The following is a 12,424-nucleotide window of genomic DNA, read 5'->3' on the forward strand; positions in this document are numbered from 1 at the left end:
GGACGAAAGCCGGTCCGCGCCCTCCACTACCAGCCCGTCCGGCGTTTGAGGACGAGGCCGTTCAGGCCGAAGCGGGGGTCCGGGGGCGGCAGCCCCCGAACCGGGCGGTCGAAGGGGGCCCACCCCCTGGAGGACGGGACGGGTAGGGGCGGCGGGGGCGAACACCCCCCTACGACGCGAACAACCGCACCGCCCACCCCGCATGCCACTCCGCCCCGATCTCCGCCAACGGCCCCGCCGCCGCAGGCAACGCATCGACCCCCACCCCGTCGACCACCCCCCGCGCCGCCTCCACCGCCCGGTCGACCACCCGGTCCACCTCCCCCGCCAACCGCGCCAGCACCCCCGTGGCCTCGAACGGATCCAGACTCAGCAACCGCACCACCGCCGTGGCCGGCCCGCTCACACTCTCGTACGCGGCGCAGTAGGCCGCGTCCTCCGCCGAGAGCCCCGCCGCCCGGGCCACCACCCCCAACACCACCGGCTGATGGGCCCCCTTGGGGAACTCCAGCGCCAGGGCGTCGAGTTCGGCACCGGGCCAGGCCACCCGCGCGGCCCGCAGCAGCTGCCGCCCGAGCCTTCGCCCGGCGCCCCGCAGCGCGGCCGACGGCGTCCGCGCGTCCACGGCGGCGTCCAGCTCCCGTACGCCGGCACCGAGCACCGCCGCCGCGGCCACCGCACTCGCCACCAGCCCCGCCGTGTGCAGCCGCCCCCGGCAGTACTCCTCCAGGCCGGCGGCCCCGGTGATCCGCCCGGCCTTGACGGCGGCCTCCGCCCCGCCGGAGTGCGCATGCCCTCCGGCGGGAAAGCGGCCGTCGGCCAGTACCAGCAACGCTGCCCGAGACATCACGGACCACCTGCTCTCAGAACAGGAAGTAGCGTTGGGCCATGGGCAGTTCCGCGGCCGGTGTCGCCTCGACCAGCTCCCCGTCGATGTGCACGGCGAAGCTGTCGGGATCGACCTGGACCCGCGGACGCGCGTCGTTCTCCCGCATGTCCGCCTTGGTCACGCCACGGGTCGACTCGATGGCGACGAACCGCTTCCCGAGCCGCAGCCGCTCCGGCAACCCGTCCTCGATCGCCAGCGGGGCGACGAAGTTGAAGGAGTTGGCGGCCGGGGCCCGCCCGATCGCCCCGTACATCGGACGCGGCAGGATCGGCTGGGGCGTCGGGATCGACGCGTTGGCGTCGCCCATCTGCGCGTAGGCGATCTGGCCGCCCTTGAGGACGAGCTGCGGCTTGACCCCGAAGAACGCGGGCTCCCAGAGCACGAGATCGGCGAGTTTGCCGGTCTCGACCGAGCCGATCTCCCGGGCCAGCCCCTGCGCGAGGGCCGGGTTGATCGTGTACTTGGCGACGTACCGCCGTACCCGGTGGTTGTCGGCCCGTCCGTCACCCGGCAGCGCGCCCCGCCGCCGCTTCATCACATGCGCGGTCTGCCAGGTCCGCAGGATCACCTCGCCCACGCGCCCCATGGCCTGCGCGTCGGAGGAGATGATGGAGATCGCGCCCAGATCGTGGAGGATGTCCTCCGCCCCGATGGTCGAGGGCCGGATCCGGGACTCGGCGAAGGCGAGGTCCTCCGGCACCGCCGGGTTGAGGTGGTGGCACACCATCAGCATGTCGAGGTGTTCCTCGGCGGTGTTCACCGTGTACGGCCGGGTCGGGTTGGTGGAACTCGGCAGCACGTGCGGTTCGGAGACGACGGTCATGATGTCCGGCGCGTGCCCGCCGCCCGCGCCCTCGGTGTGGTAGGCGTGGATCCCGCGCCCGCCGATCGCGGCGAGCGTGTCCGCCACGAATCCCGCCTCGTTCAGGGTGTCCGTGTGGATGGCCACCTGGATGCCCGTCCGGTCGGCGACGGTCAGGGCCGCGTCGATGACGGCCGGGGTCGACCCCCAGTCCTCGTGCAGCTTCAGCCCCAGTGCCCCGCCCCGGATCTGGGAGAGCATCGCCTCGTGCGAGACGGTGTTGCCCTTGCCGAGGAAGCCGATGTTGAGCGGGTACTGCTCCATCGCCTCCAGCATCCGGGCGAGGTGCCACGGGCCGGGGGTCACGGTGGTCGCCTTCGAGCCCTCGGCGGGGCCGGTGCCGCCGCCCACCAGCGTGGTGATCCCCGCCGCCAGCGCCTCGTCGGCGATCTGCGGGCAGATGAAGTGGACGTGCGCGTCGATCCCGCCCGCGGTGAGGATGCGCCCGTTTCCGGCGATGACCTCGGTCTCGGGGCCGATCACCAGGTCGGGGTGGACGCCGTCCATGGTGTCGGGGTTGCCGGCCTTGCCGATGCCGGTGATCCGGCCGTCGCGGATGCCGAGGTCGGCCTTGACGACGCCCCAGTGGTCGATGATCACGGCACCCGTGATGACCGTGTCGGGGGTGCCGTCTGCGCGCGTAGCACGCGACTGGCCCATGGACTCGCGGATGACCTTGCCGCCGCCGAAGACCGCCTCGTCCCCGGCGAGCCCGGGGCCGCCGGAGCGGTCCTCCTCGATCTCGACGAGCAGGTCGGTGTCGGCGAGCCGGATCCGGTCGCCGGTGGTCGGTCCGAACAGGTCGGCGTACGCGGCGCGGGAGATCTCAGGCATCGAGGGCACCTCCGGTCTCGCCGCGCAGCCCGGGGACCACACGGGCACCGGTGAGCGGGACGAGTTCGACGTCGACGGGGATGCCGGGCTCGAAGCGGACCGCGGTGCCGGCGGCGACGTTCAGCCGCTTGCCACGCGCCGCGTCCCGGTCGAACTCCAGTCCGGGGTTGGCCTCGGCGAAGTGGTAGTGGGAGCCGACCTGGACGGGCCGGTCGGCGGCGTTGAGGACGGTCAGCCGGGTGACCTCACGGCCCGCATTGAATACGACGGGCTCGTCGGCGAAGAGCACTTCTCCGGGAATCATCGGCGGTCCCCTCAGACGATCGGATCGTGGACGGTGACGAGCTTGGTGCCGTCCGGGAAGGTCGCCTCGACCTGCACGTCATGGATCATCTCGGGGATGCCCTCCATGACGTCGTCCCTGGTGAGAAGCTTGCGTCCGGAAGCCATGAGTTCGGCGACGGTACGGCCGTCGCGGGCCCCTTCGAGGATGTGCGACGTGATGAGGGCGACCGCTTCGGGGTGGTTCAGCCTGAGCCCGCGGGCCCGGCGCTTCTCGGCGACGTCGGCCGCCACGTGGATCAGCAGCCTCTCTTGTTCATGCGGGGTCAGTTGCACGTCCCACCTCACAGTCCTCGCTCCGGACCGTGCGGGGCCCGGTTGCCGCAGCCACCGCGACAGATCGGGCTCACGGGCCCGTTCCGGCCAGGAAAACCCCAGGTGGCGTGGATCGGCAGGCTAGTTTGCCGGAGTTTCGGCGACGTTAACCGGACCTTGATCACCTCATGACCGGCGCATGAGCCGCGCGACCGGCGCACGGAAGCGGTCCGCTCGTCGACGGGTTGCCCCATCGCGCCCCGGCGGTCCCTGACACCCGAACGGCCCTCACCCGAACGCCCGGGGAGGGCCGAGGCCGGCGCGGTGGGCCGGCTAGGCGCCCGTGGTTCCCCGGCGCTCCGCCGCGATGCCGAAGCGGCCGCGTTCGGGTCGTACGGCGGCGGTCTCGCGGACCGTGGAGACCGAGCTGACCACGTGGTCCACGTGGTCCTCGGCGGGTTCCGAGAGCTCTTCCAGGCGTTCGAGGTCGACGGCGGAGACAAGGGCGACCAGCGGCTTGCCGTGGCGCGTCACGACGACACGCTCGCCGCCGTACACCACCCGGTTGATCAGTTCGGCGAGCTCAGCCCTGGCTTGGGTCACCGGAATCTCGTAGGCCATGAACCCAGCTTACGGGGCACCCCGGACATCACCTCTTGTTCGGTGACAGCGGAATCCCTCCTCAACGATCTGTACGTCCTGTACATTTTCAACAGAGAGTCCGGCTGCTGGGCCGTCTCCGTCGCGAGGAGGGGTACATCCATGACCCGACCGTCCGCCCGCTACGTCCTGCCCGAGTTCACGGAACGCACGACCGCGGGGCAGCGCACCCTGGATCCTTACTCCAAGCTGCTGGAGGAGCGGATCGTCTTCCTCGGCACGCCCATCGACGAGACCTCGGCCAACGACGTGATGGCGCAGTTCATGTATCTGGAGCACGCGGCCCCGGAGCGGGACATCTCGCTGTACATCAACTCCCCGGGCGGGTCGTTCAGCGCGATGGCCGCGATCTACGACACGGTCCAGTACGTGAGCTGCGGCGTGGAGACGATCTGTCTCGGCCAGGCCGGGGCGTCGGCGGCGGTCCTGCTCGCGGCCGGCACGCCGGGCAAGCGGTCCGTACTGCCCGGCGCGCGCATCGTGCTCCAGCAGCCGTCGCTACCGGAACCGGTGCAGGGCCAGCCGAGTGATCTGTTCATCCAGGCAGGGGAGTTGGACCGGGTCCGGGCACTTCTCGAACTGATGCTCGTCCGGCACACCGGGCGCACGGCGGAGCAGGTGCACCGGGACCTGGAGCGGGACCTGGTCCTGGACGCGCGGGAAGCGCTGGCGTACGGCCTGGTGGACCGGGTCGTGCCCAGCCGCCGGTCCTCGCTCGGCCTGCCGGACGCGGGGTGAACCGCCGATGCTGCCGCCGGAGCTGCCGCCACTGCCCGCACTGACCCGGGCCGAAGGTGAGCTGATCGACCGTTATCTGGACGTGGTGGATCTGCTGGGCCGGATCAATCCGGCGCAGAACGAGGACACCTACCGTGGGCTGCGCGCCGCGCAGGCGCTGGTGCGCGCGGCGTCCGAGCTGCGCGACGCGCTCGCCCTGATGCATCGGCGGGGCGAGACGGAGCTCCACGGGGACACGCTGGCACGGGCGTTGCGGGTGCTCGACGGCGAGCGCCGGACCGCTCGCGTCGCACTCCCGCCCGACTGCGTACGGTGAGACCCGCCGGACTGCGGTCCGGGGCGTCGACGGCGCGCGGGGGCCGGAGTCGAAACGATCCAAAGGGGTTACCGCCGTTCGGAGGAGTGTGGCGTGGTTTTACCCGGCCGTGACGGCCGCTCAAGCCGCCTGTGCGGGGGTGCCCGCGCGAGGCTTCCGCGCAGGTCCGGGGCTACGCAGGGCAGTTGACGGAGAATCGAACACGGGGCTGTCCACCCGAACGGGTGGGTGGTGAGTAACACCACAAATCCCCGGTTCCGTTGGGATTTTCGGACACGAGTGAGTGAAGATCCCTGTCTGACGACAAGCCCCCGCCACAGCGGCGGGGCGGTCCGGGCGGACGCCGAGTCCTGCCGCCGCCTGGATTGACCCGTCGACAGAAGTGCATCGGCAGGAGTGGAGGACCCGAGCAAGCCGGGTCGCCGGCACGGTCACGCCATGACCGGGTCGAGCGGCCCTTGGGGTGAAGCCGTGGCAACACGGCCGGGCAACTTCGCCAGCCCGAATCCGACAGGTCATCCTTCACAGGCGGCTGACGAAGGGTTGCGCATGACTGCGCTCAATCGCGTTCCGTCGCTCATGGCCCGGGCCGGTACGGCCTCGGCGCTGACGATCGCCGCCGTGGGCGGCTCGATCGTGATCCCGGGTGTCGCCTCCGACGCCTCGGCCGCCACGATGGCGACGAAGGCACTGCAGGTCGCCGCCTCGAAGAAGGGCGCCCCCTACCGGTGGGGCGCCACCGGGCCGAACAGGTTCGACTGCTCCGGGCTCACGCTGTACTCGTTCAAGAAGGCGGGCAAGACCCTGCCCCGTACGGCGGCCCAGCAGTACAACAAGACCCGTCACATCTCGGCCGGCCACCGCAAGGCCGGGGACCTGGTCTTCTTCCACTCCGGTTCCAGCGTGTACCACGTCGGCATCTACGCCGGGAAGGGAAAGATCTGGCACGCCCCGCACACCGGGGACGTGGTGAGGCTCCAGAAGATCTGGACCCGCAGCGTCTGGTACGGCCGGGTCAGCTGACCCGTTCCGGCGGCGGCCGGCCAGCAGGAGCTCGGGGCTACGGCTCCTGCTGGCCGGCCGCTGTGGCGGTACCGGCCGGGACCGTCCAGGGGAGTTCGATGGAGACGGTCTTGCCGCCCTCCCGGGTGGGGCGTACGCGGAGTCTGCCGCCGCACTCGGCGGTCAGCCAGCGGATGATGACCAGGCCGCGCCCGTTGTCCTGCTGGACCGCGGCGGGAAGTCTCCTGGGAAAGCGCGGGTGGCTGTCCGTGACGCCTACGCGCAGCCGCTCGTCGCGGTCGAGCACGAGGCCCACCGTGAAGGTGGGTGACTGCCCGAAGGTGTGCTGCACGGCGTTGGTGGCGAGTTCGGAGACGATGAGGCGGATGGTGTCCGCAGTCTCCGTCTCTGGCGGCAGTCCCCACTCCGCGAGGATGTCCAGCACATAGGAGCGGGCGGTCGAGACCGAGGCTGGTTCGCTCGGCAGAGTGACGGATGCTTCCAGGTGGTCTGCCATGGCGACGTCGTCCCTTTCCTCGGGACCGGAGTCCGACACGGTGCGGATGGTTCGAGTACGGTCCCGGACTGGTGCTTCTCCGCCAGACTGCCATTACCCGGCCGGTCACGGGGAGCGATCCACCAAGATATGCATATATCTGTCGCTCAAAGCGGTGAACTCTGCTACCTCAGGCCTTATTCGGGCGGTTGGGTAGGAGTAAGGAGTAGCCCATGCAGAACGGTCCCGCGGTACGCCGCCGGAAACTGGGCGCCGAACTGCGCACACTGCGCACCGGCGCCGGCCTCACCAGCGGTGAGGCCGCCCGCCTGGTGGGCTGGCATCAGTCGAAGGTGAGCCGGATCGAGACCGGTGCCAGCGGTGTGAAACCGGCCGATGTGCGGTTACTCCTGGACGCCTACGGCGTCGTCGAGGGGCAACTGCGCGAGTTGCTCCTGGTGTTGGCGGGGTCGGAGGACACCGCGGGACGGCACCACTGGTGGCACGCCTATCGTGGGGTGCTGCCGCCCGCCTACCGGGATTTCATCAGCCTGGAGTCACAGGCCAGCGCGATGCGCACCCTGGAGACCCTGGTCGTGCCGGGGCTGCTGCAGACCCCGGAGTACGCGCGTGCGGTGACCCGGGCGGCCGTGGACAGGCGCGACGACGAGGCCCTGGACACCCTGGTGGAAGTGCGTCTGGCCAGGCAGGACGTGCTGCACAGTGATCCGCCGCTGGAGCTGAACGCGGTCCTGGACGAGGCGGTGCTGCGCCGGGAGGTGGGCGGTCCCGGGGTGATGGCGCGGCAGCTGGCGCGACTGGTGGAGGCGGCCCGGCTGCCCCAGGTACGGCTCCAAGTGCTGCCATTCGCGGCCGGAGCGCATATCGGCATCACCGGGCCTTTCGTAATCTTCTCATTTCCGAGCACTTCTGATCTGGACGTGGTTGTTATCGACCAGTTGACGAGTAGCCTCTACCTGGAGCGGAAAGAAGACCTCCAGGCCTACACGGAGGCCTTCGACACGCTCCGGATCCACGCCCTTTCGCCCGAGGACTCGTTGGATTACATCGCCGCAATAGCTGACGGCGCGTAAGGAGGCACCATGACCGCACTGCCTCGGAACGTACCTTCAAGTGCTGATCTGCCCGGACTGCGGTGGCTGCGCAGCAGCTACAGCACCGGAGCGAACAACTGCCTGGAGACGGCACGGCCGCACTCCGGCCCGGCGGCCGGACTGCTCGCCGTGCGCGACTCCAAGGCTCCGGCGGGACCCGCGCTGCTCTTCTCCCCCGAGAGCTGGGCGGGTTTCACGGCCACGCTCGCCGACTGATCAGCCCCAGAAGAGTCTGATCAGGGACGACCGAAACCGACCAGACTCCCACCCCGGTCCATCCCCTACTCCGTATCCGCTCGCGAGCCAGGCCCGGCCGTGTCACGCCGACTCATGGTCGTGTCTTGCCGATCACCCGTACAGCGCGTTCGATCTCGGCTCCGGAAAGGTCCGCACGGGCGGTCAGCCTGAGTCGTGAGATGCCGTCCGGCACCGACGGCGGACGGAAACAGCCCACGGCCAGTCCTGCCGTCCGGCAGTCGGCCGCCCACCGCACGGCCTGCTCCGGGGACGGGGCCCGCACGGAGACCACCGCGGCGTCCGGACGCACCGCTTCCAGACCCGCGGCGGTCAGCCGTGCGTGCAGTTCCGCGGCCACCTCGCGGGACCGCGCCGCACGTCCGGGCTCGCGGCGCAGCAGCCGCAGGGCCGCCAGCGCCGCGCCCGCCGCCGCGGGGGCCAGGCCGGTGTCGAAGATGAAGGTCCGGGCCGCGTTCACCAGATGGTCGATCACCCGGGCCGGGCCCAGCACGACCCCGCCCTGGCTGCCCAGCGACTTCGACAGGGTCGCCGTGACCACCACGTCCTCGGCGCCGGCGAGGCCGGCCGCGTACGGCGCGCCCCGCCCGCCGTCGCCCAGGACCCCGAGGCCGTGGGCGTCGTCGACCAGCAGCCCGGCACCGCGCTCCCGGCACGCCTCGGCGAGGGCGGCCAGCGGTGCCGCGTCCCCGTCGACCGAGAACACCGTGTCGGAGACGACCACCGCGGGCCCGTCGTGGGTGCCCAGCGCCTTGCGCACGGCGTCCGGGTCGGCGTGCCCGACGACCTGGGTGGCCCCCCGGGCCAGCCGGCAGCCGTCGATCAGGGAGGCGTGGTTGAGGGCGTCGGAGACGATGAGGGAGCCGTGCGGGCCGAGCGCGGTGACGGCGGCGAGGTTCGCGGCATAGCCGGAGGAGAAGACCAGGGCGGCCTCGAACCCGCAGAATCCGGCCAGCTCGCGCTCCAGCTCGGTGTGGAGCTCCGTCGTGCCGGTCACCAGCCGGGAACCGGTGGAGCCGCCGCCCCAGGTCCGGGCCGCCCCGGCAGCGCCCTCGGCGACCTCGGGGTGATGGGCGAGGCCCAGGTAGTCGTTGCTCGCCAGGTCCAGCAGCGGCGAATCGGCGGGGCGGGGGCGCAGGGTCCGTACGAGTCCGGCGCGGCGGCGCTGTTCCGCCTGTTCGTCGATCCAGCCGAACGCCATGGCCCCTCCGGTGAATTTGTAGGCAGTGGACAGACCCTAGCGGGACCGTTGGTCCCCCACTGTGTGGCAATACCCACACGTCGAACTGACAGGGTTGTGCAAACTCTCCTTGGCCCGGAGCAGCCTCGTAGTACAGGATCGGCTCTCATGGACCTGCTGAACACGCTGGTGGACAAGGGGCTTCGGCGCGAGCTGCCGACCCGCGAGGAAGCGCTCGCCGTGCTGGCGACCTCCGACGACGACGTGCTCGACGTGGTGGCCGCGGCCGGCAAGGTGCGCCGGCACTGGTTCGGCCGGCGCGTGAAACTCAACTACCTGGTCAACCTCAAGTCGGGCCTGTGTCCGGAGGACTGCTCCTACTGCTCGCAGCGGCTGGGCTCCTCCACCGGGATCCTGAAGTACACCTGGCTGAAACCCGACGAGGCCTCCAAGGCCGCCGCCGCGGGCCTGGCCGGGGGCGCCAAGCGGGTCTGCCTGGTGGCCAGCGGACGCGGTCCGACCGACCGGGACGTGGACCGGGTCGCGGGCACCATCAAGGCCATCAAGGAGCGGCACGAGGACGTCGAGGTGTGCGCCTGCCTCGGTCTGCTCTCCGACGGCCAGGCGGAGCGGCTGCGCGAGGCGGGCGCGGACGCGTACAACCACAACCTCAACACGTCCGAGGGGACGTACGGGGACATCACGACCACGCACACGTACGCCGACCGGGTGGACACGGTCAACAAGGCGCACGCGGCGGGGCTGTCGGCCTGCTCGGGCCTGATCGCCGGCATGGGCGAGTCGGACGAGGACCTGGTCGACGTGGTCTTCTCGCTGCGCGAGCTGGACCCGGACTCCGTTCCGGTGAACTTCCTGATCCCGGTCGAGGGCACCCCGCTGGCCAAGGAGTGGAACCTCACCCCGCAGCGCTGCCTGCGCATCCTGGCGATGGTGCGGTTCGTCTGCCCCGACGTGGAGGTGCGGATCGCGGGCGGTCGCGAGGTCCATCTGCGCACCATGCAGCCGCTCGCGCTGCACCTGGCCAACTCGATCTTCCTCGGCGACTACCTGACCACCGAGGGCCAGGCCGGCCGGGCCGACCTGGAGATGATCGCGGACGCCGGGTTCGTGGTGGAGGGTTCGGACGAGGTGACGCTGCCGCAGCACCGGGCCGAGGTCCAGGGTGGCGGCTGCGGATCGCACGCGGCCGAGGGCGCGGTGTGCGGGTCGCACGGGACCGAGGGCGCCGGATGCGGGTCGCACGCCGAGGCCGGGTGCGGGTCGGTCTGCGGCTCCCATGAGGCCGTGGCCGTCCCCGCGGGCGAGCCGCGCACCGATCTGGTCGCCGTCCGCCGCCGGGGCGCCGGAACGGATCTCGCGCCCAATGCCTGACCCCGACCTGAGCGTCCCCGACCTGCTGGACCTGGACCGCCGGCACGTCTGGCATCCGTACGGGCCGATGCCCGGCCGGGCCGAACCGCTCGTCGTGGAGTCGGCGAGCGGGGTCCGGTTGAGGTTGGCGGACGGCTCGGGCGAGTTGGTCGACGGCATGTCGTCGTGGTGGGCGGCGATCCACGGCTACAACCACCCGGTGCTCAACGAGGCCGCGCACGACCAGCTCGGCCGGATGAGCCATGTGATGTTCGGCGGGCTCACCCACGAGCCCGCCGTCCGCCTGGCGAAGCTCCTGGCCGACATCTCGCCCGCCGGTCTGGAGCATGTCTTCCTCGCCGACTCGGGGTCCGTGTCGGTCGAGGTCGCGGTGAAGATGTGCCTGCAGTACTGGCGCTCCCTCGGCCGCCCCGCGAAGCAGCGCCTGCTGACCTGGCGCGGCGGCTACCACGGCGACACCTGGCAGCCGATGTCCGTCTGCGACCCCGAGGGCGGGATGCACGAGCTCTGGTCCGGGGTGCTGCCCCGCCAGGTGTTCGCCGACGCGCCGCCGGCGGAGTACGACGAGTCGTACGCCGGGCATCTGCGGTCCATGGTCGAGCGGCACGCGCACGAGCTGGCCGCGGTGATCGTGGAGCCGGTGGTGCAGGGCGCCGGCGGGATGCGGTTCCACTCCCCCGCCTACCTGCGGGTGCTGCGCGAGGCGTGCGACGCGCACGACGTGCTGCTGGTGTTCGACGAGATCGCGACCGGCTTCGGGCGCACCGGCGCGCTGTTCGCGGCGGACCACGCGGCCGTCACCCCGGACGTGATGTGCGTGGGCAAGGCGCTGACCGGCGGGTATCTGACGATGGCGGCGACCCTGTGCACGTCCCGGGTGGCCGAGGGCATCTCGCGGGGCGACGTGCCGGTGCTGGCCCACGGCCCCACGTTCATGGGCAATCCACTGGCCGCCTCGGTGGCCTGCGCCTCCCTCGGGCTGCTGCTGGGCCAGGACTGGCTCGCGGAGGTCAAACGGATCGAGGCGGGCCTGCGGGACGGCCTGGCACCCGCCCGGGAGATCTCCGGGGTCCGGGACGTCCGGGTCCTCGGTGCCATCGGGGTCGTACAGCTGGACCACGACGTCGACATGTCGGCCGCCACGGCCGCCGCGGTGCGCGAGGGCGTGTGGCTGCGGCCGTTCCGCGACCTGGTCTACACGATGCCGCCGTACGTCACGGGTGACGCGGACGTGGCACGGATCGCGCGCGCGGTGTGCGCCGCCGCGCGGGAGGGATGAGCATGCCGGTCCTGGTGATCACGGGAACGGGCACAGAGGTCGGCAAGACGGTCGCCACGGCCGCGGTCGCCGCCGCCGCGCTCGCCGCGGGCCGCTCGGTGGCGGTCCTGAAGGCCGCGCAGACGGGGATACGACCGGACGAGCGCGGGGACGCCGACGAGGTGGCGCGGCTCGCCGGTGCCGTGACGGCGGCCGAAGTGGCCCGTTTCCCCGAACCGTTGGCGCCGGGCACGGCGGCCCGCAGGGCGGGGACGCCCCCCGTGCGTCCGCAGGACGTGGCGGAGGCCGCCGCCAAGCTGGCGACCGAGCACGAGCTGGTGCTGGTGGAGGGCGCGGGCGGCCTGCTCGTCCGGTTCGACCCGGCCGGCGGCACGCTGGCCGACGCGGCCCGGCTGCTGAACGCGCCGGTGCTGGTGGTGGCGTCGGCCGGCCTTGGCACGCTGAACACCACCGAGCTGACGGCCCGTGAACTGCGGGCCCGGGAGCTGGAGTTGCTGGGCGTGGTGATCGGGAGCTGGCCCGACTCCCCCGACCTGGCGTCGCGCTGCAATGTCGCCGATCTCCCCGAGGTGGCCGGGGCGCCGCTGCTGGGTGCGCTGCCCGCCGGGGCCGGGGCGCTGGCGCCTGCCGACTTCCGTGCGACGGCGCCGAGTTGGCTGTCGGCGCGGCTGGACGGGAGCTGGGACGCGGAGGCGTTCCGGGTACGCGAAGCGGCCTAGTGCCGCGGGAGCCAAGGCGGCCCTGTCGCTGGAGCGGTCGATCGGCATGCACCTGCTGGTCAAGCCCGGCCCGGACGACGGCAGCCCGGC

At 71.8% G+C, this 12,424-nt stretch carries 15 protein-coding genes and 1 riboswitch; of the genes, 8 read left to right on the forward strand and 7 right to left on the reverse strand.

Translation table 11 applies throughout. The annotated features are described in order from the left end of the window. Positions 1–169: 169 nt before the first annotated feature. From AB0P24_RS47130 to AB0P24_RS47150, 5 genes are all read right to left on the reverse strand, one after another. Positions 170–847 carry an urease accessory UreF family protein gene (locus tag AB0P24_RS47130; protein WP_365805538.1) on the reverse strand — a complete coding sequence of 226 codons (678 nt, stop codon included), beginning with the start codon at positions 845–847 and terminating at the stop codon, positions 170–172. Between the two features lie 16 nt (positions 848–863). Continuing rightward, positions 864–2,585, reverse strand: coding sequence for an urease subunit alpha (locus tag AB0P24_RS47135; protein WP_365805540.1), 1,722 nt, complete (start codon positions 2,583–2,585; stop codon positions 864–866). Next, positions 2,578–2,889, reverse strand: a complete 312-nt coding sequence (locus AB0P24_RS47140) for an urease subunit beta (RefSeq protein WP_181806609.1) — start codon at positions 2,887–2,889, stop codon at positions 2,578–2,580. The genes AB0P24_RS47135 and AB0P24_RS47140 overlap by 8 nt, the downstream gene beginning before the upstream one ends. 11 nt (positions 2,890–2,900) lie before the next feature. Continuing rightward, positions 2,901–3,203: an urease subunit gamma gene (locus AB0P24_RS47145; protein ID WP_037782101.1), complete on the reverse strand. Its 303-nt coding sequence runs from the start codon at positions 3,201–3,203 to the stop codon at positions 2,901–2,903. A gap of 312 nt (positions 3,204–3,515) precedes the next feature. After that, positions 3,516–3,803 (reverse strand): type II toxin-antitoxin system Phd/YefM family antitoxin, encoded by a 288-nt coding sequence (locus tag AB0P24_RS47150; protein ID WP_365805542.1) that lies wholly within the window; start codon positions 3,801–3,803, stop codon positions 3,516–3,518. 141 nt (positions 3,804–3,944) lie between these two features. Between AB0P24_RS47150 and AB0P24_RS47155 the strand changes: the two genes are divergently transcribed. The 3 genes from AB0P24_RS47155 (at position 3,945) to AB0P24_RS47165 (ending at position 5,919) form a co-directional block, all read left to right on the forward strand. Further along, a complete protein-coding gene (locus AB0P24_RS47155; protein ID WP_365805544.1) occupies positions 3,945–4,580 on the forward strand; it encodes an ATP-dependent Clp protease proteolytic subunit in 636 nt (211 codons plus the stop codon). Positions 4,581–4,587: 7 nt separating this feature from the next. Then, positions 4,588–4,896, forward strand: coding sequence for a hypothetical protein (locus AB0P24_RS47160; protein ID WP_046730013.1), 309 nt, complete (start codon positions 4,588–4,590; stop codon positions 4,894–4,896). Between the two features lie 361 nt (positions 4,897–5,257). Then, positions 5,258–5,442, forward strand: a riboswitch (cyclic di-AMP (ydaO/yuaA leader). 3 nt (positions 5,443–5,445) lie between these two features. Continuing rightward, on the forward strand, positions 5,446–5,919 hold the full coding sequence (locus tag AB0P24_RS47165; protein WP_365805546.1) for a C40 family peptidase: 474 nt from the start codon (positions 5,446–5,448) through the stop codon (positions 5,917–5,919). Positions 5,920–5,956: 37 nt separating this feature from the next. Here AB0P24_RS47165 and AB0P24_RS47170 read toward each other — a convergent pair whose 3' ends face one another. Then, positions 5,957–6,415 carry an ATP-binding protein gene (locus tag AB0P24_RS47170; protein WP_365805558.1) on the reverse strand — a complete coding sequence of 153 codons (459 nt, stop codon included), beginning with the start codon at positions 6,413–6,415 and terminating at the stop codon, positions 5,957–5,959. Positions 6,416–6,627: 212 nt separating this feature from the next. Here AB0P24_RS47170 and AB0P24_RS47175 point away from each other — a divergent pair, with 212 nt between their 5' ends. Further along, positions 6,628–7,488 (forward strand): helix-turn-helix transcriptional regulator, encoded by an 861-nt coding sequence (locus AB0P24_RS47175; RefSeq protein WP_365805548.1) that lies wholly within the window; start codon positions 6,628–6,630, stop codon positions 7,486–7,488. Positions 7,489–7,497: 9 nt separating this feature from the next. Beyond that, positions 7,498–7,725, forward strand: a complete 228-nt coding sequence (locus AB0P24_RS47180) for a DUF397 domain-containing protein (protein ID WP_365805550.1) — start codon at positions 7,498–7,500, stop codon at positions 7,723–7,725. A 112-nt stretch (positions 7,726–7,837) separates the two neighbouring features. Here AB0P24_RS47180 and AB0P24_RS47185 read toward each other — a convergent pair whose 3' ends face one another. Beyond that, entirely contained in the window at positions 7,838–8,965 is a 1,128-nt protein-coding gene (locus AB0P24_RS47185; RefSeq protein ID WP_365805552.1) for an 8-amino-7-oxononanoate synthase, read from the reverse strand. Positions 8,966–9,112: 147 nt separating this feature from the next. Between AB0P24_RS47185 and bioB the strand changes: the two genes are divergently transcribed. The 3 genes from bioB to bioD are packed head-to-tail and all read left to right on the forward strand — an operon-like array spanning position 9,113 to position 12,334. Then, positions 9,113–10,336 carry a biotin synthase BioB gene (gene bioB / locus AB0P24_RS47190; RefSeq protein ID WP_365805554.1) on the forward strand — a complete coding sequence of 408 codons (1,224 nt, stop codon included), beginning with the start codon at positions 9,113–9,115 and terminating at the stop codon, positions 10,334–10,336. Next, a complete protein-coding gene (locus AB0P24_RS47195; protein ID WP_365805556.1) occupies positions 10,329–11,615 on the forward strand; it encodes an adenosylmethionine--8-amino-7-oxononanoate transaminase in 1,287 nt (428 codons plus the stop codon). The genes bioB and AB0P24_RS47195 overlap by 8 nt, the downstream gene beginning before the upstream one ends. Before the next feature lie 2 nt (positions 11,616–11,617). Beyond that, the gene (gene bioD / locus AB0P24_RS47200; protein ID WP_365805560.1) at positions 11,618–12,334 is read left to right on the forward strand and encodes a dethiobiotin synthase; all 717 of its coding nucleotides are present in this window, start codon (positions 11,618–11,620) and stop codon (positions 12,332–12,334) included. Positions 12,335–12,424 lie beyond the last annotated feature (90 nt).

Origin of the sequence: Streptomyces sp. NPDC086519 (genome assembly GCF_040686075.1) — a bacterium.
In the GTDB taxonomy this organism is placed as follows: domain Bacteria; phylum Actinomycetota; class Actinomycetes; order Streptomycetales; family Streptomycetaceae; genus Streptomyces; species Streptomyces shenzhenensis.

Coding starts and splice junctions, on each gene's coding strand:
- AB0P24_RS47165 (WP_365805546.1), top strand. CDS start 5,446: ATGACTGCGCTCAATCGCGTTCCGTCGCTCATGGCCCGGGCCGGTACG.
- bioB (WP_365805554.1), top strand. CDS start 9,113: ATGGACCTGCTGAACACGCTGGTGGACAAGGGGCTTCGGCGCGAGCTG.
- AB0P24_RS47180 (WP_365805550.1), top strand. CDS start 7,498: ATGACCGCACTGCCTCGGAACGTACCTTCAAGTGCTGATCTGCCCGGA.
- AB0P24_RS47130 (WP_365805538.1), bottom strand. CDS start 847: ATGTCTCGGGCAGCGTTGCTGGTACTGGCCGACGGCCGCTTTCCCGCC.
- AB0P24_RS47150 (WP_365805542.1), bottom strand. CDS start 3,803: ATGGCCTACGAGATTCCGGTGACCCAAGCCAGGGCTGAGCTCGCCGAA.
- AB0P24_RS47140 (WP_181806609.1), bottom strand. CDS start 2,889: ATGATTCCCGGAGAAGTGCTCTTCGCCGACGAGCCCGTCGTATTCAAT.
- AB0P24_RS47170 (WP_365805558.1), bottom strand. CDS start 6,415: ATGGCAGACCACCTGGAAGCATCCGTCACTCTGCCGAGCGAACCAGCC.
- bioD (WP_365805560.1), top strand. CDS start 11,618: ATGCCGGTCCTGGTGATCACGGGAACGGGCACAGAGGTCGGCAAGACG.
- AB0P24_RS47185 (WP_365805552.1), bottom strand. CDS start 8,965: ATGGCGTTCGGCTGGATCGACGAACAGGCGGAACAGCGCCGCCGCGCC.
- AB0P24_RS47175 (WP_365805548.1), top strand. CDS start 6,628: ATGCAGAACGGTCCCGCGGTACGCCGCCGGAAACTGGGCGCCGAACTG.
- AB0P24_RS47135 (WP_365805540.1), bottom strand. CDS start 2,585: ATGCCTGAGATCTCCCGCGCCGCGTACGCCGACCTGTTCGGACCGACC.
- AB0P24_RS47160 (WP_046730013.1), top strand. CDS start 4,588: ATGCTGCCGCCGGAGCTGCCGCCACTGCCCGCACTGACCCGGGCCGAA.
- AB0P24_RS47195 (WP_365805556.1), top strand. CDS start 10,329: ATGCCTGACCCCGACCTGAGCGTCCCCGACCTGCTGGACCTGGACCGC.
- AB0P24_RS47155 (WP_365805544.1), top strand. CDS start 3,945: ATGACCCGACCGTCCGCCCGCTACGTCCTGCCCGAGTTCACGGAACGC.